At 41.0% G+C, this 26316-nt stretch carries 31 protein-coding genes; all 31 read left to right on the forward strand.

What is annotated here, in order from left to right; genetic code table 11:
• The first annotated feature begins 62 nt into the window (after positions 1 to 62).
• Positions 63 to 335: a 30S ribosomal protein S16 gene (rpsP, locus tag FN960_RS11295; protein WP_143848830.1), complete on the forward strand. Its 273-nt coding sequence runs from the start codon at positions 63 to 65 to the stop codon at positions 333 to 335.
• Between the two features lie 20 nt (positions 336 to 355).
• A complete protein-coding gene (locus tag FN960_RS11300; protein WP_143848831.1) occupies positions 356 to 586 on the forward strand; it encodes a KH domain-containing protein in 231 nt (76 codons plus the stop codon).
• A gap of 90 nt (positions 587 to 676) precedes the next feature.
• Entirely contained in the window at positions 677 to 1096 is a 420-nt protein-coding gene (locus FN960_RS11305; RefSeq protein ID WP_143848832.1) for a YlqD family protein, read from the forward strand.
• Complete coding sequence (gene rimM, locus FN960_RS11310; RefSeq protein WP_143848833.1) at positions 1080 to 1595, forward strand: ribosome maturation factor RimM; 516 nt, start codon at positions 1080 to 1082, stop codon at positions 1593 to 1595. The genes FN960_RS11305 and rimM overlap by 17 nt, the downstream gene beginning before the upstream one ends.
• Positions 1592 to 2323, forward strand: a complete 732-nt coding sequence (gene trmD / locus FN960_RS11315) for a tRNA (guanosine(37)-N1)-methyltransferase TrmD (protein ID WP_143848834.1) — start codon at positions 1592 to 1594, stop codon at positions 2321 to 2323. Before rimM ends, trmD begins: the two co-directional genes overlap by 4 nt.
• Positions 2324 to 2472: 149 nt before the next feature.
• On the forward strand, positions 2473 to 2826 hold the full coding sequence (gene rplS / locus FN960_RS11320) for a 50S ribosomal protein L19 (protein WP_143848835.1): 354 nt from the start codon (positions 2473 to 2475) through the stop codon (positions 2824 to 2826).
• Positions 2827 to 3133: 307 nt separating this feature from the next.
• A complete protein-coding gene (locus tag FN960_RS11325) occupies positions 3134 to 3406 on the forward strand; it encodes a hypothetical protein (RefSeq protein ID WP_143848836.1) in 273 nt (90 codons plus the stop codon).
• Positions 3407 to 4011: 605 nt separating this feature from the next.
• Positions 4012 to 4563, forward strand: a complete 552-nt coding sequence (gene lepB, locus FN960_RS11330; RefSeq protein ID WP_143848837.1) for a signal peptidase I — start codon at positions 4012 to 4014, stop codon at positions 4561 to 4563.
• Between the two features lie 8 nt (positions 4564 to 4571).
• On the forward strand, positions 4572 to 5438 hold the full coding sequence (gene ylqF / locus FN960_RS11335; RefSeq protein ID WP_143848838.1) for a ribosome biogenesis GTPase YlqF: 867 nt from the start codon (positions 4572 to 4574) through the stop codon (positions 5436 to 5438).
• Positions 5439 to 5511: 73 nt separating this feature from the next.
• Positions 5512 to 6282 carry a ribonuclease HII gene (rnhB, locus tag FN960_RS11340; RefSeq protein ID WP_143848839.1) on the forward strand — a complete coding sequence of 257 codons (771 nt, stop codon included), beginning with the start codon at positions 5512 to 5514 and terminating at the stop codon, positions 6280 to 6282.
• Positions 6283 to 6311: 29 nt separating this feature from the next.
• Positions 6312 to 7865 (forward strand): TP0910 N-terminal domain-containing protein, encoded by a 1554-nt coding sequence (locus FN960_RS11345; RefSeq protein WP_143848840.1) that lies wholly within the window; start codon positions 6312 to 6314, stop codon positions 7863 to 7865.
• Positions 7862 to 8146, forward strand: coding sequence for an EscU/YscU/HrcU family type III secretion system export apparatus switch protein (locus FN960_RS11350; RefSeq protein ID WP_143848841.1), 285 nt, complete (start codon positions 7862 to 7864; stop codon positions 8144 to 8146). Before FN960_RS11345 ends, FN960_RS11350 begins: the two co-directional genes overlap by 4 nt.
• Positions 8147 to 8171: 25 nt before the next feature.
• Complete coding sequence (locus FN960_RS11355) at positions 8172 to 8363, forward strand: hypothetical protein (protein ID WP_143848842.1); 192 nt, start codon at positions 8172 to 8174, stop codon at positions 8361 to 8363.
• Between the two features lie 135 nt (positions 8364 to 8498).
• Positions 8499 to 9659 carry an ADP-forming succinate--CoA ligase subunit beta gene (gene sucC, locus FN960_RS11360; RefSeq protein WP_143848843.1) on the forward strand — a complete coding sequence of 387 codons (1161 nt, stop codon included), beginning with the start codon at positions 8499 to 8501 and terminating at the stop codon, positions 9657 to 9659.
• Positions 9660 to 9678: 19 nt separating this feature from the next.
• Positions 9679 to 10596, forward strand: coding sequence for a succinate--CoA ligase subunit alpha (gene sucD, locus FN960_RS11365; protein ID WP_143848844.1), 918 nt, complete (start codon positions 9679 to 9681; stop codon positions 10594 to 10596).
• Positions 10597 to 10800: 204 nt separating this feature from the next.
• Positions 10801 to 11616 (forward strand): DNA-processing protein DprA, encoded by an 816-nt coding sequence (gene dprA, locus FN960_RS11370; protein ID WP_306461613.1) that lies wholly within the window; start codon positions 10801 to 10803, stop codon positions 11614 to 11616.
• A gap of 128 nt (positions 11617 to 11744) precedes the next feature.
• Positions 11745 to 13820, forward strand: coding sequence for a type I DNA topoisomerase (gene topA, locus FN960_RS11375; RefSeq protein WP_143848846.1), 2076 nt, complete (start codon positions 11745 to 11747; stop codon positions 13818 to 13820).
• A 108-nt stretch (positions 13821 to 13928) separates the two neighbouring features.
• Positions 13929 to 15239 (forward strand): FADH(2)-oxidizing methylenetetrahydrofolate--tRNA-(uracil(54)-C(5))-methyltransferase TrmFO, encoded by a 1311-nt coding sequence (trmFO, locus tag FN960_RS11380; protein WP_143848847.1) that lies wholly within the window; start codon positions 13929 to 13931, stop codon positions 15237 to 15239.
• Between the two features lie 61 nt (positions 15240 to 15300).
• Entirely contained in the window at positions 15301 to 16209 is a 909-nt protein-coding gene (gene xerC / locus FN960_RS11385) for a tyrosine recombinase XerC (protein WP_143848848.1), read from the forward strand.
• A gap of 21 nt (positions 16210 to 16230) precedes the next feature.
• Positions 16231 to 16776 carry an ATP-dependent protease subunit HslV gene (hslV, locus tag FN960_RS11390; RefSeq protein WP_143848849.1) on the forward strand — a complete coding sequence of 182 codons (546 nt, stop codon included), beginning with the start codon at positions 16231 to 16233 and terminating at the stop codon, positions 16774 to 16776.
• A 21-nt stretch (positions 16777 to 16797) separates the two neighbouring features.
• Entirely contained in the window at positions 16798 to 18189 is a 1392-nt protein-coding gene (gene hslU / locus FN960_RS11395) for an ATP-dependent protease ATPase subunit HslU (protein ID WP_143848850.1), read from the forward strand.
• A 30-nt stretch (positions 18190 to 18219) separates the two neighbouring features.
• Complete coding sequence (gene codY, locus FN960_RS11400; RefSeq protein ID WP_143848851.1) at positions 18220 to 18999, forward strand: GTP-sensing pleiotropic transcriptional regulator CodY; 780 nt, start codon at positions 18220 to 18222, stop codon at positions 18997 to 18999.
• A 363-nt stretch (positions 19000 to 19362) separates the two neighbouring features.
• A complete protein-coding gene (gene flgB, locus FN960_RS11405) occupies positions 19363 to 19758 on the forward strand; it encodes a flagellar basal body rod protein FlgB (RefSeq protein ID WP_143848852.1) in 396 nt (131 codons plus the stop codon).
• Positions 19759 to 19766: 8 nt separating this feature from the next.
• Positions 19767 to 20198, forward strand: a complete 432-nt coding sequence (flgC, locus tag FN960_RS11410; protein ID WP_143848958.1) for a flagellar basal body rod protein FlgC — start codon at positions 19767 to 19769, stop codon at positions 20196 to 20198.
• A gap of 11 nt (positions 20199 to 20209) precedes the next feature.
• A complete protein-coding gene (gene fliE / locus FN960_RS11415) occupies positions 20210 to 20518 on the forward strand; it encodes a flagellar hook-basal body complex protein FliE (protein WP_143848853.1) in 309 nt (102 codons plus the stop codon).
• 48 nt (positions 20519 to 20566) lie between these two features.
• Positions 20567 to 22168 (forward strand): flagellar basal-body MS-ring/collar protein FliF, encoded by a 1602-nt coding sequence (fliF, locus tag FN960_RS11420; protein ID WP_143848854.1) that lies wholly within the window; start codon positions 20567 to 20569, stop codon positions 22166 to 22168.
• A gap of 12 nt (positions 22169 to 22180) precedes the next feature.
• Positions 22181 to 23197: a flagellar motor switch protein FliG gene (gene fliG, locus FN960_RS11425; RefSeq protein ID WP_143848855.1), complete on the forward strand. Its 1017-nt coding sequence runs from the start codon at positions 22181 to 22183 to the stop codon at positions 23195 to 23197.
• Complete coding sequence (gene fliH, locus FN960_RS11430) at positions 23190 to 23972, forward strand: flagellar assembly protein FliH (RefSeq protein ID WP_185971009.1); 783 nt, start codon at positions 23190 to 23192, stop codon at positions 23970 to 23972. Before fliG ends, fliH begins: the two co-directional genes overlap by 8 nt.
• The gene (fliI, locus tag FN960_RS11435; RefSeq protein WP_143848857.1) at positions 23950 to 25254 is read left to right on the forward strand and encodes a flagellar protein export ATPase FliI; all 1305 of its coding nucleotides are present in this window, start codon (positions 23950 to 23952) and stop codon (positions 25252 to 25254) included. The genes fliH and fliI overlap by 23 nt, the downstream gene beginning before the upstream one ends.
• 13 nt (positions 25255 to 25267) lie before the next feature.
• The gene (gene fliJ, locus FN960_RS11440; protein WP_185971010.1) at positions 25268 to 25705 is read left to right on the forward strand and encodes a flagellar export protein FliJ; all 438 of its coding nucleotides are present in this window, start codon (positions 25268 to 25270) and stop codon (positions 25703 to 25705) included.
• Positions 25706 to 25717: 12 nt separating this feature from the next.
• Positions 25718 to 26302: a MotE family protein gene (locus FN960_RS11445; RefSeq protein WP_143848859.1), complete on the forward strand. Its 585-nt coding sequence runs from the start codon at positions 25718 to 25720 to the stop codon at positions 26300 to 26302.
• The last annotated feature ends 14 nt before the right edge of the window (positions 26303 to 26316 follow it).

The following is a 26316-nucleotide window of genomic DNA, read 5'->3' on the forward strand; positions in this document are numbered from 1 at the left end:
TGAAAGCGGAATTGATGATATTATACTAAATTGTGTAAATAATCTTGGAGGTGTACAGCGAAATGGCTGTTAAAATTCGACTTAAACGTATTGGTTCAAAGAAAGCTCCTGTCTATCGTGTAGTGGTAGCAGATTCACGTGCTCCACGTGATGGACGTTTCATTGAGGAAATTGGAACGTATAACCCAATTGCTCAACCTGCTCAATTTACTGTTAAAGAAGACAAGGCACTTGATTGGATGTTAAAAGGTGCAAAGCCTTCTGATACAGTCCGTAACCTTTTCTCTAAACAAGGTCTTATGGAGAAGCTTCATAACGCTAAAAACCAAAAGTAATAGCCTTGAGGTGATCTGAGATGAAAGCGTTGGTTGAACACATAGCAAAATCACTTGTTGATGAGCCGCAAGCTGTGAAGGTTGAAGAGCATCAAGAAGAACAGACGGTCTATTTGCGATTAACGGTTCATCCGGATGATATGGGTAAGGTGATTGGCAAAAATGGACGCACAGCAAAAGCTTTACGCTCCGTTGTGTATGCAGCTGTCAATCGCACAGGCAAGAAAGTAAAGCTGGATATCGTTGAATAAGCAAGGGTGGGGGAAACCTCTCCCTTTTCTTGTATGTCTATAAATCGTGATGTATGAAAGCATCCGTTTGACAAGCTGGAGGGTGATGGCATGCAGTTTCTGAAAACCGTTGTTATTAAACAGGTATTAACAGAGAGTAAAAAGGCAGAGCTAATTTCTGTGCTTCATGATGAGATGAAGCAGCTACAGCGTGAACTAGAGCAGCTTCAGTTTCAGCTACATAAAGCTCTACGAGAGACGGATAGTCGCAATGAAGCTCAAGTGAAATCACGATACGAGCACGAATTTACGAAGCGTAAGGAATCATTAAGTAGTCTTGGGTTTAAATATCAGCAACTGGAGAAGCTGAACATTGGAACAGAGATTGCTGATGGACAGGCTCAAGCCATTATAGAGCTAAATGAAGGCGATATATGGCCAGACCAAGATCATAGCCTTGAAATGATTATACGTGATGGACGAATTGAACAATTTCGAGAAAGTAGGCGTTCTGATGACGGAATGGTATAAGGTAGGAAAACTCGTTAATACGCATGGAGTCAGAGGAGAGGTTCGTATTTTATCTTCTACTGATTTTGCAGAGAAACGTTATGCGCCGGGGAGTACACTTGCCATACGACTGGAGAATGGAGAATATAAACAATTAACGGTAAAGACACATAGAACACATAAACAATTTGATTTGCTTACCTTTGAAGGATATAACTCAATGAACCTGGTTGAGCCTCTAAAAGGGCTGACTCTGTATATTTCTGCGGATCAACAAGAGGAACTTGAAATTGGAGAGTATTATTACCATGAGATTATTGGGTGTACGGTTGTAAGTGAGGAAGGTCTAATTATTGGCAGAATCACCGAGATCTTAAGCCCTGGTGCCAACGATGTATGGGTGGTAAAACGAGAAGGACAAAAAGACCTGCTTGTCCCATATATTGAATCCGTTGTACGTGAAGTGGATATCAATAATAAAACGATTACGATTCACTTGCTAGAAGGGTTAGATGCATGAGGATTGATGTCTTAAGCCTCTTTCCGGAGATGTTTGAAGGCGTGTTCGGTAGCTCGATACTTAAGTCAGCAGCCGATCGAGGGCTCATTTCATTCCATGTAACTAATTTCAGGGACTACGCCGAAAATAAGCATCACCGGGTAGATGATTACCCGTATGGGGGCGGAGCCGGAATGGTTTTAGCACCTCAGCCAATCTTTGATGCTGTTGACGCCGTCAAGCAGTCTGGTGTTAAGCCAAGAGTAATTATGCTTTGCCCGCAAGGAGAGCCATATACTCAGAAAAAAGCCGAGGAGCTTGCGAAAGAAGAACAGTTAATCCTCTTATGTGGTCACTACGAAGGCTTTGACGAACGTATTCGGGAGAGCATAGTGACAGATGAGATTTCTCTTGGTGATTACGTATTAACAGGTGGCGAGCTTGGAGCGATGGTTATAGCCGACAGTGTAACAAGACTTCTACCTAGTGTGCTCGGAAATGATGAATCTGCCTTAACGGATTCATTTTCTACAGGCATGCTAGAACACCCACAGTACACCAGACCCTCTTCTTTTCGCGGTATGGATGTACCAGACGTATTATTGTCTGGGCATCACCAGCGAATTAAAGAATGGCGTGCAAAGCAATCTCTCGAACGAACCTGGAAAAGACGACCTGAATTACTTCGTGACATACCATTAACAAAACAGCAGCAAACATGGCTAGCAGAATGGCAAGATAAAGTGTAAGGGGAAAAGACTTGTCATTTCTTTAAAATCTGCTTGTGTCATGATTTTAACTATGCTAAACTATGTGTTGTGGCAATTTGCCCGTTATTAAGATGTTCCGCTGCGGCGATCCGACATGAACGTCTGTTTGGAAGGAGGGGAATACGACTATGAGCAACATTATTCAAGAAATTACGAATGAACAGCTTCGCACGGATCATCCAGACTTCCGTCCTGGTGACACATTAACGATTCACGTTAAAGTTGTTGAGGGAACTCGTGAGCGTATCCAGCTTTTTGAAGGCGTGGTTATCAAACGTCGCGGATTTGGAATCAGCGAAACTTTCACAGCTCGTAAGATTTCTTATAGTGTAGGTGTTGAGCGTACATTCCCATTACATTCACCGAAAATCGAAAAGATCGAAGTGAAACGTCGCGGTAAAGTACGTCGTGCTAAGCTTTACTATCTACGTAACCTACGTGGAAAAGCTGCCCGCATTAAAGAACTTCGTAGAAAAGCGTAGTAAGCGTTATATCAACGGTTACAACATCGTAAAAAGAACGTTTCCCATCAGGGGGGCGTTCTTTTTTGATTGATTTAAAACAAAATAAAATGTAAAAAGGTGCATCTTGGAAGGATTCGACCCTAGAAGTAAGTTATATAACAGGAAAATAGATATAAAACTTATTATATGTTTTGTTGTTATTCCAGAAGGGCATAGAACCACACTTCTCTAAGTGTTAGTTACCGATGTCTCTTAATTTTCTTTTAAGAGAATCACGTGGTAGGAGGAGTGGATCTGATTGCTAAAATTTTGAGGAGATGATGCAATGACAGAGATTCAGAATAACACAGAAACAAACACGTTAGGAATATTAAGTCTTGTTTTTGGAATTTTGTCGCTATCTACAGCATTATTTACTTTTTTGTTTGGAGCTTTTTTAGGAATCCCGGCGCTAATTTTTGCAATCTATGCATTTAAACAAGTTAAAGCTGGTTCAGGCAAAGCATTTGAAATTGCTGGTCTAGTTACATCATCTATCGCATCTTTCATTGGATTAATAGTAATGATATTAATGATTATTGCTTTTTCAATGCGATAAATTTTAATTTCCTTTCCCCCAGCAAAGAGGAAAGGAGATTACATTTTTTATTTATCTACAAAAAAATGGTTAATAACTTTGTAAGGTTATTCTTATTAATTACTTTTTTGACCCATAAACGTCAGTGTAATAGTTGACTTGGTCTTCGATTCAGAGACTATATTTTCAAGAGGTATTGATAATTCGACTTGTGAATCGCCAATTAATTGTTTGCTGGTAGACCCCTCTGCAACATTTCCGTTCATGTACTTATCATACTCCGAATGTGTTACATAAATAGTTATGAAACCTTTACTCATCAAAATTCGCTCCCTAACTTTTATAGTATTTAAAACCCTATTCTTGAATTTAATGAATATATAAGTATTTTAATACTAAGTAAAATCGAATCAAATATATACACTTCCTATATTTTAACAGATTAAAAGGGATGAAGGGAAGAATATTAACATAGACCTTTTGATGTTACTATTCCATAGATTATTTTTATTCCATATATCGTTGTTATTACTAATAACATATTGAATATGATAAACTATAGACATGAGTGTAACGCCCTTTGATGCATTTGAAAAACTGCTGCCCATTGGAGGTTCTGTATCAGCATGAAAAAAGAAAAGTCAGAGTCTTGGGAATGGGTAAAAGCAATCGTCATTGCGCTCATTTTGGCATTTGTGATTCGAACGTTTATGTTTGCGTCCGTCGTTGTTGATGGAGAATCGATGCAGCCAACCCTTGAACCAAATGATAAAATGATTGTAAATAAGATCGGTTTGCAGCTGAGTGAGCCAGAACGCTTTGATATTGTCGTTTTTCATGCCCCAGGAGGGAATGACTACATAAAACGAATCATCGGTCTCCCGGGTGAAGAGGTTGAATACCGTGATGATATCTTATATATAAACCAGGAGCCTGTGGCTGAGCCTTTTCTTGATGAGTTAAAGGTAAGCTATTCTGGAGAAATATTAACTGGGGATTTTACGTTAGCTGATTTGACCTCCGAAAGCGTGGTACCTGAGGATTCCTACTTTGTGATGGGTGACAATCGCAGACGTAGTAAAGACAGTCGCGATATTGGTCCGATTCATAAACAGGATATCATCGGAGGAGCAAGTCTCACATTTTGGCCAATTGAGAATATAAAATTTACTGAGTAGGTGTAGGAATGGCAATACAATGGTATCCCGGCCATATGGCAAAGGCCCGGCGTGAAGTAACAGAGAAACTGAAATATATTGATGTTGTGATTGAGCTACTGGATGCGCGTGCACCGCTCTCATCTAGGAATCCGGTCATTAATGAACTAGCGGAAGGCAAACCTCGCCTCATTTTATTAAATAAAACAGACTTGGCTGATGGCAAGCAAACTCAGGCATGGAGTGATTATTTTAAAAAAGAAGGCGCTCACGTTCTGGCTATTAACTCGCAGAACGGAAAAGGTACAGAAAAAATCGATGCAGCGTGTAAGCAACTTGCCCAGCCATTATTTGAAAAATGGCAAGCGAAAGGAATGAAACCTAGAGCGATTCGTGTGGTCATTCTAGGGATTCCGAACGTTGGGAAATCTACGCTAATTAATCGCCTGGCAGCGAAGAGAACGGCGAATGTAGGGGACAGACCTGGAATTACCAAGAGACAGCAATGGATTAAAATAGGCAAGTCTTTAGAGCTTTTAGATACTCCAGGAATTCTTTGGCCTAAATTTGAAGATCAACAAATTGGTTATCGTCTAGCTGCCACGGGAGCCATAAAGGACGAGCTGTTAGACTTTCAGGATATTGCCTTATTTGTACTAAGATATATGAAGCATGAATATGCGGATTTAATTAAAACACGCTATAAGATTGAAGATTTACCCGAGGATGATGTGGCCTTGTTTGATTTAATTGGGGAGAGCCGTGGTTTTTTACAGAGGGGCGGCTTTATTGATTATGATAAAACAGCCGAGGTTGTGCTAAGAGAGTTAAGATCAGGAACCATTGGGGCCGTAACACTTGAGAAACCTACAGATCTTGAGGAGCAAACCGTTTAAGGAGAATACTCTTTAGACGGTTTTTCCTTTATACATACAGAGGTTACGACGATATACATAAGGGGAATAAGAGATGACGATCAGATCAATTCGTGACATTAAAGAAGACCTACTTCAATGCTCTGAGCTGGAGCGGGACAAACAGCTTAAAGCATTACAACATGATACAAGAAAGGGTGTTCAAGCACTCGTTTCCCAGTGGAAGGCAAAACAAGAAAAAGCAAATCTTCTTGCTCAGCAGTATGTGACGATGCAGCAGTATGAGAGGGAGCTTAAGGAACAGGGGTTTCAGGCGATTGCCGGAATTGATGAGGCAGGCAGGGGGCCATTGGCTGGTCCAGTCGTGGCGGCTGCTGTTATTCTACCAAACGAAGCGAGTTTACTCGGGTTGACCGATTCTAAGCAGTTGAGCAAAAAGAAACGCGAGTATTTTTATGATGAAATCAAGCGGCAAGCAGTTGCCTATTCCATCCAAGCGATTGATGCACAGATGATTGATTCGATAAATATCTATCAGGCAACAAAAGTGGCAATGCAACGAGCGGTCGAGGATCTTTCCTTTAAAGCGGATTATTTATTGCTTGATGCTATGAATCTACCAATTGAAGTTGAACAGACTTCACTAGTTAAAGGGGATCAAAAAAGCCTGAGCATTGCTGCTGCGTCCGTTTTGGCCAAAGTATGGCGAGATCAATACATGTGTCGCTTAAGTGAGCGGTATCCGGAGTATGGATTTTCAAATCATTCGGGCTACGGTACGCCGGTACATTTAGAGGCTATGAAGCAACATGGGATAACATCTGAGCACAGACGTTCTTTTGAACCCGTGAAAGCATTTATATAAGAAAAAGTGAGATCAAAGGAGGCTTGCATATGGTAGACATTCAGTCTTTACGTACAAATATCAAACATGCTAATGCTCAAAAACCTGTTCTGTCTCTACAAACGGGTCAACTTATTACTGGTAAAGTGCTGAAGCATTTCCCGGATCAGCTTGCCTCTATTAGTATCCGTGGTATGACGGTGATGGCGAAGCTGGAAACACCGGTTGCGGCAGGAAGCTCATATTGGTTTTTGGTACAGCAAGGAAACATGTTGCCTACGTTAAAGATCATGCAGCCAGATTCAGATAATGCTCTCTTGAAAACTGATGATTTTGCTCAGGGGAAGTGGACCTCTAGTAATGAGGCTGCAATGCTCCTTCGCTCCATGCGAGAGTCGGCCATTCCATTTACAAGCAAGCAACTAGAGGAGGGAGTGTCTTTACTTAAGCAGTTTGGAAGCAAGGAGCTGCCCATCATTGGCAGAATGATTCAAGAGCAGCTTCCTCTCACTCCATCTGTGCTGCAAGCCATTCGTTCAATAGACGGGACGGAAGGGCTCTCTAAGACCCTCTCTACACTTATTCAGGCCCAGAATAGGAATGGGGAAGGAGAAGCGTTACACTCTATTCAAAACCTCTTACAGAGGGCGCAAGGACCAGACGTGAGTTCACCAATTAACGAAGTCTTACGGATTATAATTGATTCAACAAGTGATCAAGAGTTAAAGCAAGCAGCAGTGAGAATACTCTCGAGATTAGGCTGGCCTGATATTACGAATACCACGCAACCAGATGAGTTAATGGAGCAATGGAGAGCAAGGAGCGGGCCTTCACTCACACCTGATTTCAAACAATTACTATTACATACGAACGATCAACGAACCTTGATGGAAAGGTGGCCCTCAGTTGTAACTCAGCAGCTATTGCCTAAAGAGAGAGAGGTGATGCAAGCGGCGATTAAGCACTCAGTATCTGATACCGTCTTATCAGAGGGGAAGCCAATACCATTTGCGAAACAGCTTCAACAGATTATTCAATTAACAGGCTATCAGCATGAGGCAGATATTACGGCTGGCAAACAATCAACGTCAACGTTAAAAGCGGCGTTAGGTCAGCTGCTCTCTGAAGCTGCCTCTCCTGAAGTGAGAGCTTTGGCTGAATCGGCCCTTCATAAAATTACTGGCTATCAGATTCAGTCGCTTCAGTCGGATTCTCTTGTTCATCTAGTGGCTCAGTTTCCTTTAAAGCTTGGGGAGTATCAAACAGATATGACCCTGCAATACCAAGGGAAAAAAAAGGAGGATGGCAATGTGGATCCGAATCATTGTAAATTGTTATTTTTCTTAACACTCGAACACCTAAGAGAAACAATGGTTGAGGTGACCATCCAGCAACGAATTGCTCATGTCTCTATCACCACAAATCAAGAAAAACCAGTTATGCTTATGTCACTTCTTGAGCCTGTGTTAAAAGCAAGCTTACACAAGGCCGATTACCAGCTTTCAACGATCTCATGGACCATGTGGAGTGATAACAAAAAAATGACACGATCACCTCAGCCATCCACACAGATGGACTATCAAGGATTGGATATACGGATATGACGAAGGAATCATTAAAAGCAATTGCACTTAGATATCAGGCGGATCAAAATAAGGCGCCATTAGTAACGGCAAAAGGTGAGGGAGTAGTAGCTGAAGAAATGCTAAAGCTTGCAAAGGAGCTAGAAGTCCCTGTTCAGGAGGATGAAACCCTTGTAGAATTACTTAGTCAATTAACCATTCATGAAGCCATCCCACCTGAACTTTATGAGGTTGTTGCAGAATTGTTTGCGTTTATCTATCGAATTGACAGGAATCAGGATCCTTCAAATGAGGAAGGCTAAGCGGAAATAGTTATGAGGTGATCCAGTGTCAAATAGAAAAGAACATAATCAAAATGAAGAAACGAGTCATGAGCTGGGTATTTTTTCTCCAACCGCTGAGTCAGATACAAAAGAAGCGATTCATCGTCTATTCAAGCGTAAGAAAACAAAACAAAAACAGACACCATCAAATAAGCAGTCTACCCATTCGCAAAAGAAACCTGAAAAAGATTCTTGAGTTTTGTCTAATAATCGTGATTTACTTTCCAAATATGCAGAATTAATGCTAAGATAGAATAGAATTTCACTCAAGCAAAGTGAAAATCTTGAAAGGCATGCAAGCGCATGCAATCGACAGGAGGCAGGAGAGAGAATGAATATCCATGAGTATCAAGGGAAAGAGCTTCTTCGCCAATATGGCGTGGCAGTTCCGAACGGCAAGGTTGCGTTCTCTGTAGAAGAAGCTGTTTCTGCAGCGAAGGATTTGGGCTCTAGTGTATCTGTAGTAAAGGCACAAATTCATGCAGGTGGCCGCGGTAAAGCTGGCGGCGTGAAAGTAGCAAAAAGTCTTGATGAAGTACGTACATACGCTGATGAAATTCTAGGCAAGGTACTTGTTACACATCAAACGGGACCTGAAGGAAAAGAAGTAAAGCGCTTACTAGTTGAGGAAGGCTGCGACATTAAAAACGAGTACTATATTGGACTTGTTTTAGACCGTGACACTTCTAGTGTTGTGATGATGGCTTCTGAAGAAGGCGGGACGGAGATTGAAGAGGTAGCTGAAGCAACTCCGGAGAAGATCTTCAAAGAAATCATTGATCCTGCAGTAGGATTACAAGGCTTCCAGGCTCGTAGATTAGCCTTTAATATTAATATTCCTAAAGAATTAGTTGGTCAAGCTGTGAAGTTTATGCTTGGTCTTTATAAAGTGTTTGTAGAAAAAGATTGCTCGATTGCCGAAATTAACCCTCTTGTAACAACAGGCGACGGTAAAGTTATGGCACTTGATGCGAAGATGAACTTCGACTCTAATGCTTTATATAGACAAAAAGATGTTCTTGCTTTCCGTGATTTAGAAGAAGAAGATGTAAAAGAAATCGAAGCTTCTAAATATGATCTGAGCTATATTTCATTAGATGGAAACATCGGTTGTATGGTTAACGGAGCTGGACTTGCAATGGCTACTATGGACATCATCAAGCATTACAGTGGTGATCCTGCTAACTTCCTAGACGTTGGAGGCGGCGCTACTGCTGAGAAGGTAACAGAAGCGTTTAAGATCATTCTTTCTGATTCAAATGTAAAAGGAATTTTTGTTAATATCTTTGGTGGAATTATGAAGTGTGACATTATCGCTGAAGGTGTTATCGCCGCTACAAAAGAAGTTGGACTTGAAATTCCTCTTGTAGTGCGTCTTGAAGGAACAAATGTTGAACTCGGCAAAAAAATCCTTAAAGATTCTGGTCTAAATATCACCGCTGCAGATTCCATGGCTGATGGTGCACAAAAAATCGTATCTCTAGTGAAATAGAAAGGCGGGACGTGGAGACATGAGTATCCTCATTAATAAAGATACAAAAGTACTTGTTCAAGGAATTACAGGAGCAACAGGACTTTTTCATACAAAGCAAGCCGTTGAATACGGCACCAACATTGTTGGGGGCGTAACGCCAGGTAAAGGCGGAACAGAAATTGAAGGCATTCCAGTCTTTAATACAGTTGAAGAAGCTGTTAAAGCAACTGGTGCCAACGCTTCTGTTATCTATGTTCCACCTGCATTCGCTGCAGATGCGATCATGGAAGCAGCAGATGCTGGAATTGAATTAGCGATTTGTATAACGGAAGGCATTCCAGTGCTTGATATGGTAGACGTGAAGCGTTATCTTGAAGGCAAAAACACTCGTTTAATCGGTCCAAACTGTCCGGGTGTCATCACACCTGACGAATGTAAGATTGGTATTATGCCAGGATACATTCATAAGAAAGGACACGTAGGTGTTGTTTCAAGATCTGGTACCTTAACGTATGAGGCGGTTCATCAGCTTTCTACAGCTGGTATTGGTCAATCATCAGCGGTTGGTATTGGTGGAGACCCTGTGAATGGAACAGACTTCATTGACACATTAAAGCTGTTTAATGAAGACCCAGACACTTATGCAGTCATCATGATTGGAGAAATTGGTGGTACCGCTGAGGAAGAAGCAGCTAAATGGGTAAAAGCCAACATGACAAAACCCGTTGTTGGATTTATCGGCGGGAAAACGGCTCCTCCAGGAAAACGTATGGGCCATGCTGGTGCGATCATTTCTGGTGGTAAGGGTACAGCAGCTGAAAAGATTAAAACGCTTGAAAGTTGTGGCGTAAAGGTTGCTGCTACACCATCTGACATGGGTGATACGTTGATTGCTGCTTTAAAAGAAAATAACCTTCTTGAAAAGTGCACAACACACGAAGCAACTAAATCATAATCTATGCTCTAAAATCATAGCAGGTTGACCGGAACAAAAGCTGAGAATTCAAGATGTATTCTTAAATTCTCAGCCCATACCCGGTCTATTTGTTATATATAAAACATTGAAGGAGAGTGAAATGAACTGTCAACGTTTAAAGAGCGTCTTATTCATCTTCATAACTGTCGCGGAATGAGCTGGAAAAGACTAAAGCAGCTTATAATGAAGGATCCTGCTTTAATAAAGATATATAGCTTATCCCCATCCGAGCTTCATGATTATGTAATACCTTCATTAAAGAACCCTCAAGAGTTTTACCTCGATCTCCATCGATCTCCTCCAAACCAAACCTTTAAACAGCTTCTACACGACAACATTGACGTACTTACTTATTTTGATTTAGAATATCCTCGCCTGCTCAAACAAATATATGATCCCCCCTGGGTTCTCTATATGAAAGGCAATTCAAAGTTATTACAACTAGAACGATCATTAGCCGTTGTTGGCACAAGACACCCAACAAAGCTTGGAACCAAAAGCATCTCTTCTCTTTTACCTCCTTTAATTAATCAAAAGTTTATCATCATTAGCGGATTAGCGAGAGGCATAGACCGACTGGCTCATATTGAAGCAATTAAACATGGGGGAGCCACCATCGCAGTATTAGGCTCAGGTCTGAACGTGCCTTATCCCAAAGAAAATCTACAATTATTTAACTATATGTGTCACCATCAGCTTGTCATTTCCGAATATCCACCTGCAACTCCTCCAACCAAATGGCAATTTCCCAACCGAAATCGAATTATCAGTGGACTAGCACAAGGACTTCTTGTCGTAGAGGCTGCAAAAAAAAGTGGTTCTTTAATCAGCGCTGATCAAGCGTTAGAACAAGGCAGGGAGGTTTTTGCTGTTCCTGGACCGATCTTTTCTGATATGTCTCAAGGAACTAATCACTTGATACAACAAGGCGCAAAGCTAGTCCGTGAGCCAGAAGATATCCTGTCTGAATTACAGGTTCACACTAGACATTTAAGCTGAAAAAAACAAGAAATAAGCATTAAATTTGGCAAAAATAACTTTAAAATCATTCAATTATGTTTGACAAACGGTAAATCTGTGTTTAATAATGAGGAGGATTTCATTTAAAGATGAGAGGGAGTGGCTTTATGGCCGATTATTTAGTAATCGTGGAATCTCCCGCCAAAGCAAAGACCATTGGTAAGTACTTAGGAAAAAAGTATATCGTTAAAGCATCAATGGGACATGTAAGGGATTTACCAAAGAGTCAGATGGGTGTGGATGTATCCAATCAGTTTGAACCAAGGTATATTACGATCCGCGGAAAAGGCCCAGTATTAAAGGAATTAAAAACAGCAGCAAAAAAAGTTAAACGAATTTATTTAGCGGCTGACCCTGATAGAGAAGGGGAAGCGATAGCGTGGCATTTGGCTCATAGCCTTGATATAGATGAAAAGTCTGAATGTCGTGTTGTATTCAATGAGATTACCAAGCAAGCAATCAAAGATGCGTTTAAAACGCCAAGGCCAATTAATATGGACCTTGTTGATTCCCAGCAGGCTCGTAGAATTCTTGATCGATTAGTTGGCTATAATATTAGCCCTTTATTATGGAAGAAAGTGAAAAAAGGATTAAGTGCTGGTCGAGTACAATCAGTAGCCGTAAAAATGATCATCGACCGTGAAAAAGAAATTCAAGCATTTAAACCAGAAGAGTACTGGAGTATAACGGGTAAGTTTTTGTTAAACAAAGACGAGTTCGAGGCAAAATTTCACGGTATGAATGGAAAGAAAAAAGAGTTGAGCTCACAGAGTGACGTTAATGAGGTCATGTCAGCCTTAAAGGGGAAGGACTATTCTGTACAATCTGTGAAGAAAAAAGAGCGTAAACGTAACCCTGCCGCTCCTTTTACTACATCATCACTTCAACAGGAGGCAGCACGTAAGCTTAATTTCCGAGCGAAGAAGACGATGATGCTGGCTCAGCAATTATATGAAGGAATTGATATTGGGAAGCAAGGTACAGTCGGTCTTATTACTTATATGAGAACAGACTCTACTCGGATATCTGACACTGCGAAAGCAGAAACAAAAGCCTATATTGAGAATCAATTTGGAAAAGAATACACGCGTGTTGGTGCAAGAACGGTTAACAAAGATCAAAAGACCCAAGACGCTCATGAAGCCATTCGTCCTACATCGGTTAATTATGATCCGAAAGAATTAAAGGCTTATTTATCTCGAGATCAGCTCCGTTTATATAAACTTATCTGGGAACGTTTGATCTCAAGTGAGATGGCACCAGCCGTTATGGATACAATGACTGTCGATTTAGATAATAATGGCGTCATGTTTAGAGCCACTGGTTCCAAGGTGAAGTTTCCAGGTTTTATGAAGGTTTATATTGAAGGTAATGACGATGGAAAAAAGGAAGAAGATCGCTTGCTTCCTAATCTTGAAGAGGGCCAAACGGTTAAGCAGAAGGAACTAGAGCCAAATCAGCACTTCACGCAGCCGCCTCCGCGCTATACAGAGGCTAGGTTAGTTAAGACGATGGAAGAGCTTGGAATTGGTAGACCGTCAACCTATGCACCGACACTCGACACCATCCAAAGAAGAGGATACGTTGCACTCGATGAGAAGCGATTTATTCCAACTGAATTAGGTGACATTGTTTTAGAGCTAATTGTAGATTTCTTCCCGGAAATTTTAGATGTGAAGTTCACTGCAAAAATGGAAAATGATCTTGATGCCATTGAAGAAGGTAAGGACCAATGGATTGATGTCATTGATAGCTTCTATCAAAATTTTGAGAAGAGATTACACGTAGCTGAAGAACAAATGAAGGAAGTTGAAATTAAAGATGAACCTGCCGGTGAGGATTGTGAGAAGTGCGGTTCAGAAATGGTTTATAAAATGGGTAGATATGGAAAGTTTATGGCTTGCTCCAACTTCCCAGATTGTCGAAATACAAAAGCAATAGTGAAGGATATTGGGGTGAAATGCCCAACCTGTAAAGAAGGAAATATTGTTGAACGTCGAAGCAAAAAAAGACGGATCTTCTACGGCTGTGATCGTTATCCTGAGTGCGAGTTTGTTTCATGGGATAAGCCAATTGCCAGACCGTGCCCTAAATGTAGTGGCCTTTTGGTTGAGAAGAAACTTAAGAAAAGTGTGCAGGTGCAATGTGTATCATGTGATTACTCAGAAAAAGATACCAACTAAATAGTAAAAAAAGGGCTGTCGAGACCATTAAAAACGGTTTTACTGGACAGTCCTGTTTGCTACGTGTACCATTCAATAAGCAAGCTAGTAAAGAAAGGTGAAATGACAATGACGGAACAACCAATCATTACGGTGATCGGAGCAGGACTTGCAGGTAGTGAAGCTGCTTGGCAGATCGCGAAGCAAGGAATTAAGGTTCATTTATACGAAATGAGGCCGGTAAAGCAAACACCCGCCCATCATACAGATAAATTTGCAGAGCTTGTGTGCAGTAATTCATTACGAGGCAATTCTTTAACAAATGCAGTAGGTGTATTAAAGGAAGAAATGAGAAGACTTGATTCGGTTATTATTGCCTCCGCTGATCAGGCGGCCGTTCCCGCTGGTGGTGCTTTAGCTGTCGATCGGCATGATTTTGCTGATGCTGTAACCCAAAGTGTACGTAATCACCCTAATATCACTGTATTTAATGAAGAAATAGATTCAATTCCCGAAGGACCAACTATTATTGCAACAGGTCCATTAACGTCTGAGGGCTTATCTAAGAGCTTAGGTGAACTTACGGGTGAAGAATCACTTTATTTTTATGATGCGGCTGCACCTATTATAGATGCGGAAACCATCGATCGTGATAAGGTTTATTTGAAAAGTCGCTATGACAAAGGGGAAGCGGCTTATTTAAACTGTCCGATGACAGAAGAGGAATTTGATCGTTTTTACGAAGCGTTAATTGCCGCAGAAACAGTCCCATTAAAAGAATTTGAAAAAGAAATCTTTTTTGAGGGATGTATGCCGATAGAAGTGATGGCAGGTCGTGGTCGCAAAACAATGCTGTTTGGGCCGATGAAGCCAGTAGGTTTAGACGATCCTAAAACAGGAAAAAGACCTTATGCGGTTGTACAGCTAAGACAAGACAACTCATCGGGTACTTTATATAATATGGTTGGCTTCCAAACGCATTTAAAATGGGGTCCACAAAAAGAGGTATTCCGATTAATTCCAGGATTAGAGCAAGCGGATTTTGTCCGATACGGAGTCATGCACCGTAATACATTTTTAAATTCACCAAAGCTTTTAAGACGCACGTATCAATTTAAAGAACGTGATGACCTATTTTTTGCCGGGCAAATTACAGGTGTAGAAGGTTATGTTGAATCTGCAGCTGCTGGAATGATTGCTGGGATTAATGCAGCAAGACTAGTCCAAGGGAAAGAGCTTCTCATTTTCCCGGAAGAAACCCTGCTTGGAGCGATGGCAGAGTACATTACAACAGAAGCGAAAAAGAATTTCCAACCGATTAATGCAAACTTCGGTTTATTAAGACCATTAGATGAACGCATTAAGGTTAAAAAAGATCGCTATGAAAAGCTAGCTGAGCGAGCACTCGGTACAATTCTGAATTTTATGAAAGAAATGTGAATATCGTTGTTTTTGCTTGGTCGTCATGTTAGAATTTAGAAGCTTAGGAGAGGTGAGTTAATTGAATCAACAATTAGAGCAGCAATGGCTTGAGCAGTTTAAGCGCTACCTGCAAATTGAAAAAGGTTGCTCACCTCATACGTTATTGAATTATACACGGGACATTTTGGCCTTTTATACATTCATGAGACGAGAAGGGTTAGACTCGTTGAGTGACGTAACCTACGCAGATCTTCGAGTGTATTTAAGTGAGTTATTTGCTCAAGAATATGCTCGTAAGACTGTTTCTAGAAGACTTTCAAGTATGCGAAGCTTTGCCCACTTTCTAAAACGTGAACAGTTACTTGAGGAGAATGTCTTTGCACAGGCTTCACTTCCTAAAGCTGAGAGTCGATTACCTCAGTTTTTATATGAAGAAGAAGTGGATCAGCTTTTTGCAGGAATTAAAGGAGATGAACCACTTGATTTACGCGACCGCGCAATCCTCGAGCTTCTCTACGCGACAGGGATTCGTGTAAGTGAATGTGCTACTCTTCAATTAACTGATTTGGATGTTTCTATTGGAACATTACTCGTTTATGGTAAAGGAAAAAAAGAACGATATGTCCCTATTGGTTCTTGTGCCATTCAAGCATTAAACGCCTACATATCATCAGGCAGACCCCACTTAGCAGCAAAAAGCACTATTCCTACTAAGGAGTTGTTTCTTAATTACAGAGGAACGGTCCTCTCAGAGCGAAGCTATCGTACTATTTTAAAGAAAAGAATGAACCAAGCTGCCTTGTATCATGAGATGAGTCCTCATAAGCTTAGGCATTCCTTTGCTACTCATCTATTGAATAATGGGGCAGACCTACGAGTGGTTCAAGAGTTACTTGGGCATGTGAATTTATCTACTACCCAGGTATATACACATGTTTCAAAGGATCGTTTAAGGGATGTCTATTTAGATCATCATCCTCGCGCGTAAGCACCATAAGGAGGTAAGCCAATGGATCAAACATTTCACGCCACCACCATTTTTGCCGTTCGACATAATGGCAAAAGCGCTATGTCAGGCGATGGTCAAGTCACGTTTGGCAATGCCGTTGTGATGAAACATACAGCTAAAAAGGTAAGGCGCATATACGGTGGTAAAGTACTGGCTGGGTTCGCGGGTTCCGTTGCGGATGCCTTTACATTATTTGAAAAGTTCGAAGGCAAGCTTGAGGAATACAATGGTAATTTACAGCGTGCTTCTGTAGAACTAGCCAAGGAATGGAGAAGCGATCGTGTGCTTCGTAAGCTCGAAGCGATGATTATCGTCATGGATACGGAGCGATTGCTGTTAATCTCCGGAACGGGTGAAGTCATTGAACCGGATGATGGCATATTGGCAATTGGTTCTGGTGGGAATTATGCCTTAGCAGCAGGTAGAGCACTTAAAAAGCATGCTTCAAACTTAGACGCTGTTGACATTGCCAGAGCAGCACTTGAGACAGCTGGAGAGATCTGTGTATACACAAACGATCAACTCATTGTAGAAGAGCTTGCTTAAGCTGAAGGGAGAGGTCTCTATATGAAGAATTCATTAACGCCAAAAGAAATCGTCCAAAAGCTTGATCAATATATTGTGGGTCAGGAAACAGCTAAAAAGTCAGTGGCTGTAGCCTTACGAAACCGTTATCGTCGTAGCCAGTTGGATGATAAACTAAAGGATGAAATAACACCTAAAAATATCCTGATGATTGGTCCTACTGGAGTTGGAAAAACAGAGATTGCTCGCCGCTTAGCAAAGCTTGTTGGTGCACCTTTTATGAAGGTTGAAGCAACAAAGTTCACGGAAGTTGGATATGTTGGCCGAGATGTTGAGTCGATGGTACGAGACTTAGTAGATACAAGTGTACGGATGGTAAAGGATGAACGATTGTCTACTGTTAGAGGTCGTGCTGAAGAGCTGGCAAATGAGCGCATCGTAGATCTTCTTGTTCCGTCTGGTAAACGGAAGACTGCAAATAAGAACCCATTTGAAATGTTATTTTCAAATGATGATTCTGAAGAAGAAGAGCAACAATCAGAGGAAGAGCTTTCACAAAAAGAACTGAAACGTAAGATGGCTCATAAGCTAGCGCTTGGTGAACTAGAAGATCGTCTTGTAACGATTGAGGTTTCAGAACAAAGTCAACAAATGATGGATATGTTCCAAGGCGCAGGCATGGAACAAATGGGAATGAACATGCAAGAAATGTTTGGAAATCTCATGCCTAAGAAGAAAAAGAAACGCAAGCTACCCATTTCAGATGCTAGAAAGGTTCTGATTGAGGATGAAGCTCAAAAGCTAATTGACATGGATGATGTTAATCATGAGGCGATCACGAGAGCAGAGCAGCTTGGTATTATATTTATTGATGAAATTGATAAAGTAGCTGGAAAAAGTCAGCAATCAGCCGATGTATCTAGAGAGGGTGTGCAACGAGATATCCTTCCAATTGTAGAAGGATCTACTGTTGTGACAAAGCACGGACCAGTGAAAACGGATCATATTCTTTTTATCGGTGCAGGAGCTTTCCATATGTCTAAACCGTCTGATCTCATACCTGAACTACAAGGTAGGTTTCCTATTCGAGTCGAGCTGTCCAATTTATCAGTTGATGAGTTTGTCCGTATCCTTATGGAGCCGGATAATGCACTATTAAAGCAGTATCAAGCCTTGCTATCAACGGAGGGTATAAAAATAACCTTTACGGACGAAGCTGTTCGTAAGCTAGCAGTGATTGCTGCTGAAGTAAATCAGGAAACTGAAAATATTGGAGCTAGAAGGCTGCACACACTTCTGGAACGTTTGCTAGAGGATTTATCCTTTGAAGCACCTGAAATATCATTGAATGAAATTGCAATTACAGCTGAATATGTCGATGAAAAATTAGCGACGATCGCTAAAAATAAAGATTTAAGTCAATTCATTTTATAAAAATTGACTGATTATGGAGGAGATAAGAACATGGATTTATTAACAAGGTCAAGAAAGATTAACGATATGCTACAAAAGTCAAGCGGACAGCACGTCAGCTTTAGAGATATGGCACAAACTTTGGGTGAAACGATAGGCTCCAATGTCTATGTATTAAGTCGCCGCGGACGTATTTTAGGTTTTTCCATTCAAGAAGAGATAGAGAATGATCGAATGAAGAAAATGTTTGAAGAGAAGCAATTCCCTCTCGAATACACGGAAGGTTTGTTTAAAGTAGACGACACATCTGCAAACATCGGAATTGAAAGTGAATTCACGGCTTTTCCAGTTGAGAACAAGGATCTGTTCAAATCCGGTCTAACAACCATCGTTCCAATTAAGGGTGGAGGCCAACGTTTAGGAACTCTTATTCTCTCACGTTTAAATAACTCATTTAATGATGATGATTTAATCCTTGCAGAATATGGAGCAACGGTTGTAGGCATGGAAATTCTTCATGAGAAAACACAGGAAATCGAAGAAGAAGCAAGAAGCAAAGCAGTGGTACAAATGGCTATTAGTTCACTTTCCTACAGTGAACTTGAAGCTGTTGAGCATATTTTTGAAGAGCTTGATGGAAGAGAAGGCTTGCTAGTAGCGAGTAAGGTAGCTGACCGAGTGGGGATTACTCGTTCTGTTATTGTTAATGCCTTACGTAAGCTTGAAAGTGCTGGCGTAATTGAGTCCCGTTCACTTGGAATGAAAGGCACATATATTAAAGTGTTAAATAATAAATTTTTAAATGAACTAGAGCGTATGAAAGCAAAATAAGCAACGGCGATATAAGATGAAAGACTCTCTAAGTTAGAGGGTCTTTTTTTTATGTTAATCTATGCATAGATGTAACTAGGAAATTACTCCTTTTAAAAGAGAATTATTAGGAAAATGTAGATAAAAAAAAAGATAAAATTCAAAATAGTAAGCGTTATCAGTGCGAAGGGTCAGTATATTGTTAAAATATGATAAATAATTAGGTATTAAAGATTAGGTATATCATCTTAAAAACTGTGTATCTCACAAAGATAGTTAGACAATGGTCCGAAATTTGAGTACAATTTCCTTATAAGTAGTGAAAAAGATGCAGGATTATGGATTAATTATGTCGGATTACCACGGTACGAAGGGAGTATTGTCATGGATCTTTTTTCTGGTACATCATTTCGGTCTATTGAACTAGGAATTAATCAAGCACAAAAAAACCAGCAGATCTTAGCGCATAATATTGCGAATGCGGATACACCAGGATATAAAGCTAAAGAACGCTCATTTTTAAATATGCTAGAAAACGAGCTAACCAATGCTAATTTGTCTGCCAAAAAAACAAACACCAGTCATGTAGATTTTCGTGGCGGATCAAGCTCTTCAAGATTAAATGAGTTAAAAGGTCAGTATCATCACAACGGAAACGGAGTAGATATTGATAAAGAGATGGCCAATTTAGCAGAGAACCAAATTCAATACAATGCTTTAATCGAACGCTTAAATGGTCGTTTCTCTTCCTTACAATCTGTAATAAGGGGAGGTAAGTAATCGTGTCGATGTTTTCTGGATTTCAAGCAAGTGCATCCGCTTTAACAGCCCAGCGGTTGCGAATGGATGTTGTGTCATCCAATATGGCTAATGCCGAAACGACAAGAGGTCGTTTAGTTGATGGAGAGTGGCAACCTTATCGCAGAAAAATGGTGTCGCTCGCGCCAAATCAATCAAACAATGGATTTAGGACCGCCCTTAACAACGAGTTGCAGGGCGTAAAGGTTCGTGCAGTTGAACAAGACACGACTCCCTTTAAGTTAGTGTATCAACCAGAACATCCTGATGCGAATGAGCAAGGGTATGTAGAAATGCCTAATGTCGATCCCTTGAGAGAGATGGTTGATTTAATGAGTTCAACCCGTTCATACGAGGCGAATGTAACTGCTTTAAATGCCTCAAAGAACATGTTGCTAAAAACACTTGAAATAGGTAAATAAAGGAGGCGCACATGAATCCGATCTCATTAGATAGTCCGTTTAATACAGTTAATACACCTTTAAAACCGCAGGCTGTAGCTGTTACGCCGGGTGAAGCACAAAAGCAATTCAAAACGATGTTAAGTGATGCGTTATCGGAAGTGAATTCGCTTCAGAATGTATCAAGCAAAAAAACAGAAGATCTTGCTTTAGGAAAACCTGTTGAGCTTCATGATGTTATGATCACTGGACAAAAAGCCTCCATTTCTTTACAAGCTACGGTGGAAGTACGCAACAAAGTTGTGGAAGCCTATCAGGAAATAATGAGAATGCAGGTTTAAATGGGATGAAGGCATTAATTGAATCAGGCAAGGTTGGCAGGAGGTCGCATGAACGAGACAGTGGCAAATTATAAAAAAATGGTACAAGCTTTTTGGACGGAGAAGGAACCCAAGCAGAAACGTTGGCTGATCGTTGGACTTGCTCTTATTATTCTTTTTATTGCGGCTCTTACATATTTCAGTACAAGACAACACTTTGTGCCGCTGTACAGTCAGCTATCCCTGCAAGAAACGGGTCAGATAAAAGAAACGCTAGATTCTAAGGGGATTTCTTCACGCGTATCAAAGGATGGTATGACCATTGAGGTTCCTGAGAATCGTGTGGATGCATTAAAGGTTGAATTAGCTGCAGAAGGAATTCCTCAAAGTGGAAGTATTGATTATTCGATTTTTTCAGAGTCCTCAGGCTTTGGAATGACGGATAATGAATTTTCTGTCATGGAGCGTGCAGCCATTCAAACGGAGATTGAAAATCTAATCAAAAATATAGATGGTGTTCAAAATGCAAATGTAATGATCACTATGCCAAGTGAAAGTGTCTGGCTTAATTCTGCACAAGAAGCGGCAACAGCTGCTGTCGTGTTGGATTTAAAATATGGCACACAGCTTGATACAGATCGAGTGCGAGGACTCTATCATCTTATTTCTAAAAGTGTACCAAATCTACCTATAGATAATATCGTTATTTCAGATCAAAACTTTAATAGCTATAGCTTCGAGAACGCATCAAATGGTGATTCCACTCTGGCAGCATTTGAGCAACAACGAAGCATTCAAAGAGAAATTGAACAGGATTTAACTCGGAATTTGCAGCAGATGCTTGGTACGATGATCGGTCCCGATAAAGTTGTTATTTCGGTCACAACGGACATTGATTTTACTCAAGAAAATCGGACAGAGCAGCTTGTTGAACCTGTTGATGAAGAGAATATGGAAGGCATTGCCGTTAGTGTAGAGCGAATATCTGAGGCTTATACCGGAGAAGGAACTGTACCAGAGGGAGGTACGGCTGGAACTGGGGAAGGTATTCCAAACTATGTTGAAGGCGCTGGTAATGAGAATTCTGAATGGGAACGAACTGAAGACCGAATTAACAATGAGGTCAATAGGATCAACCGGGATATTATAGAAAGTCCATATCAAATTAGAAATATCGGTCTACAAGTGATGCTTGAACCTCCTGAAGGGATGGATACCCTTCCTGCTCAACAAATCGCAGATGTACAAGGAATACTTGGGACCATCATCCGTACGACTCTTCCTGAAGTAGATGGTCAGGCTTTGTCACAGGAAGAGATTAATTCAAAAATTATTGTGACCTCTCAACAATTTGCAGGTAAGGCTGCCCAAGAAGAACCAGCTACGATAGCAGCAATACCGACATGGTTGTATGTACTAGCTGTCTTACTTGCAGTAATTATTATTGTATTAGTATTGCTATTAGTCAGAAATAGAAAACGCGAGCAATTAGAAGCTATGGTTGAGGAGCAAGAAGTGAACAGTATTGCTTCTGAAGAAACAAAGGTTCCGGAGCTACCTACAGAAGGAAGTGGACCAGCTCATGAAAAACGAAAACAACTGGAAAGTATGGCTAAAGAGAAACCAGAAGAATTCTCAAAGCTTTTACGTTCTTGGTTGTCTGAAGATTAAGGGGGCAGAGGAGTGGCAAGAGCTACAAATAAGGAACTAACTGGCAGGCAAAAAGCTGCGGTTTTACTGATATCGCTTGGTCCAGATGTCTCTGCACAAATTTATAAACACCTTTCTGAAGAGGAAATTGAACAGCTTTCGCTCGAGATTTCCAATATCCGAAAGGTTGAAAGCTCTGTGAAAGAGGATGTGCTTGAGCAGTTTCATCACATTGTCATGGCCCAGGATTATATTTCTCAGGGTGGGATTGGTTATGCAAAAAGCATTCTAGAGAAAGCGCTTGGTGAAGAGAGTGCGATGCAAATTATTAATCGCCTAACCTCAACGCTTCAAGTGAGACCTTTTGATTTTGCTCGTAAAGCTGATCCAAATCAAATTTTAAATTTTATTCAACACGAACATCCACAGACCATTGCTTTGATTCTCTCCTATTTGGATTCTGCTCAAGCTGGGCAAATCCTTTCAGAGCTTCCGCAAGAAGTACAAGCGGATGTTGCGAGGCGAATTGCATTGATGGACAGCACCTCGCCGGAGATTGTCAGTCAAGTAGAAATGATACTGGAAGAAAAGCTCTCGCAAACAGTCACTCAGGATTATACGGAGGCTGGCGGGGTTGAATCTGTCGTAGAGGTTTTAAATGGGGTTGACCGTTCAACAGAACGAACAATACTTGATGCGTTAGAAATTCAAGATCCAGAATTGGCAGAAGAGATTAAGAAACGCATGTTTGTCTTTGAAGATATCGTCACCTTGGATAATCGTTCCATTCAACGAATTATTCGTGATGTAGAAAATGAAGATCTTCAATTATCACTAAAAGTAGCCAGTGAAGAGGTTAAGGAAGTTGTCTTTAGTAATATGTCTCAGCGAATGGCAGATGCTTTCCGGGACGAGATGGAATACAAAGGGCCGGTTAGACTTCGCGATGTGGAAGAGGCTCAGTCTCGTATCGTTGCTGTCATAAGAAAGCTTGAAGAGTCTGGAGAGATTGTGGTCGCACGAGGCGGAGGAGATGATGTCCTTGTCTAAAGTTATTAAGTCAAGCGTCGAACCAGGCGTCACAGCAGGCAGAACCATTGCGATAAAACCACTATCAACAACTATTGACTTACTACCATCAGAGGCGGATGAGCTTACCAAGCAACAGCAAGCCGAACAACAGCTAGAACAAATGGAACAACGAGCTCAGCAAATGCTGGACGAAGCCGAGATTCAATCCCAGCAGCTTGCTGAACTATTTGAGAAAAAAGAAAAGGAGCTTTCTCTCCAAGCCAAACAGCTGTTTGATGAGCACCAAACCAAAGGCTTTGAAGAAGGCTATAAGCAGGGTGAGGCAGCGGCTTGGGCAGAGTATAGCGATAAGCTACTTGAAGCTCAGGATGTGGTGCAGGCAGCAGCAGTTCAGCGAGAAGAGATGTTTGATCAAGCTGAACCAGAAATGATAGAAATGGCTTGTATGCTTGCAGAGAAAATTCTTGGGCAAACAATTAAACAAGATGAAGCAAAAATTCAGTTTTTGCGGAAGTTACTTTACGAAGCCAGAGAGCATGAGGATATTAAACTATTAGTCCCTCCAGACTGGTATACCTATGTGAGTGAACAAAAGCATGAGCTACAATCAATGCTGCTGTCATCATCTCAAATGCTTATAATGCCGGATCACCAACTTGAGGCTCACTCCTGCGTGTTAGAAAGTAAACAGGGTCGTCTTGAAACTTCTTTAGATAAACAGCTTGTTTCGTTAAAGGAACAGCTGCTAACAAAACAAAAGGAGCTTTCGTATGATTCGTCCGGCTCTGTTTGAAACCATTTCAACTATGAAAGCACACAAATGGTTTGGAAAAGTCACTAGAGTGGTGGGACTGACCATTGAGTCTACAGGGCCAAATGCGGCGGTAGGTGATATTTGTGTGATTCACTCTGGTCGACAAGGGACTGGAAAAATTAGAGCTGAAGTAGTTGGATTCAAAGAATCAAATGTTTTGCTCATGCCACTTTCAGATACGCTGGATATCGCCCCTGGTAATTTAGTGGAGTGTTTGGATGAACCACTGACCATTCCAGTTGGCCACCATTTAATCGGACAAGTCATTGACGGAATTGGCGAACCACTTGGTGAAAAGGGCAATTCTAAACAAAGGGATGTTCGGTCAGTTGAACAGGCCCCGCCTAATCCATTATCAAGGCCCCGCATTACAGAAAGACTTAGTTTAGGTGTTCGAGTAATTGATGGACTTTTTAGTGTAGGGAAAGGTCAACGGATTGGAATTTTTGCTGGAAGTGGTGTCGGAAAAAGCACATTGCTAGCGATGATAGCGAAATATTCCGCAGCGGACGTTAACGTCATTGCTTTAATTGGTGAGCGTGGACGAGAGGTTAAGGATTTTGTAGAACGAGATCTTGGTGAAGAAGGAATGAAAAAGACCGTTCTTGTAGTTGTGACCTCGGATCAACCAGCATTAATGCGAGTAAAGGGAGCACTTACAGCCACGGCTGTTGCTGAATATTTTCGTGATCAAGGCTTAAACGTTAACTTAATGATGGATTCGGTCACCCGATTTGCAATGGCTCAACGGGAGATAGGATTGGCTATTGGTGAACCTCCAACCACTAAAGGCTATCCACCGTCCGTTTTTGCCCTGCTGCCTAGATTACTAGAGAGATCTGGAACAAATATTCATGGTAGCATCACTGCATTTTATACAGTGCTTGTGGATGGAGACGATATGAACGAGCCCATCGCTGATGCTGTAAGAGGAATTCTGGATGGTCACTTAGTCTTAGATCGTCATTTAGCAAACAAAGGTCAATTCCCTGCTGTAAATGTATTAAAAAGTGTTAGTAGGGTTATGAGTGACATTGTGTCAGAAGCTCATCTTGCCTCTGCATCGAACTTGAGGGAGCTATTATCAGTCTATACAGAAGCAGAAGACCTAATTTCAATTGGTGCTTATAAGCGAGGAACAAATCAAAAGCTAGATGAAGCAGTTACTGCTTATCCAGAGATTATTTCGTTTATAAAACAAGCGACAAATGAACAAGTCACATTTGAGGACACCGAACAAATGCTGCTCGGCCGATTCTGAGGAGGAAACATCGTTGGGTTTTCATTATTCATTACAAAAGCTAATGGACATAAAAGAACGCGAAAAAGAAACGGCAGAAAGTGCCTACGCTGAGGCTGTTCGAACGTTTGAAGAAGTTGCAACTACGTTATATCACCTGTTAAAGCGAAAGGAATCGCTTGAAGCAGATGCAAGAGCGCGGTTAGAGGAACAGGTGTCCATCCTTGATATTCAATCCATGCAAACCAGTATGCTGTTTCTCCAGGAAGCTATTCAAAAGCAGCAGCTGATGACGCAACAAGCCAGAGAACAAATGGAGTGGAAACAACAGCAGCTAGTGGATGCGTCCTTTGAACATAAGAAGCATGAAAAGATTCGCGAAAAAAAATATATGCAATTCACGCTGGAAGAAAAACGTCTTGATCAAATGCAGATGGATGAAATTTCGATCCAACGCTTTGTTCGACAATAAAAAGGTGACCACATGAAGAATGAAAAACAGAAAGGTAAAGGTATTCAGACGTTACTTGCTGTAGCGATACCAATCATACTGGTTTTAATATTAGCTGTGGTTTTTGTAGGTCCAATGCTAGGATTTGATGTCATTGATAAAAGCAAAAACTTCGCTTCAGAGGTTCCCGTTTTATCTTCCCTTGTAGATGATGATACGGAGATGAAGGCAACGGAGACTCCTAATGACTTAAAGGCAGAAAATAATAGTCTTGCTGTGGAGCTAGAGCAAACACGCGCGCAACTCGACGAAGCGGTTAGAGCCTTATCAGAGGCGAGGAGTGAACTAGAAACACTTCAGGCAGAGCAATCACTTCAACAACAAGAAAATGAAGCCCAAGTCGTTAATCAGACGTCGAACAGTCGCAATGAACTTGCCAAAACATATGAACTGATGTCTGCGAAATCCGCAGCAGCCATATTAAATGAGCTGACTGTAGATGAAATCATCATTCAGTTAGAAGATGTAAAAACAGAGACCAAATCAGCCATCTTAGAGAAGATGGATAAAGAAAAAGCGGCAGACGTGGTGCGAGGATGGTCAGAGACACTTAACTGAGAGGAGGTGAACAT

The organism is Alkalicoccobacillus porphyridii (genome assembly GCF_007293315.1).
Classification (GTDB): domain Bacteria; phylum Bacillota; class Bacilli; order Bacillales; family Bacillaceae_D; genus Alkalicoccobacillus; species Alkalicoccobacillus porphyridii.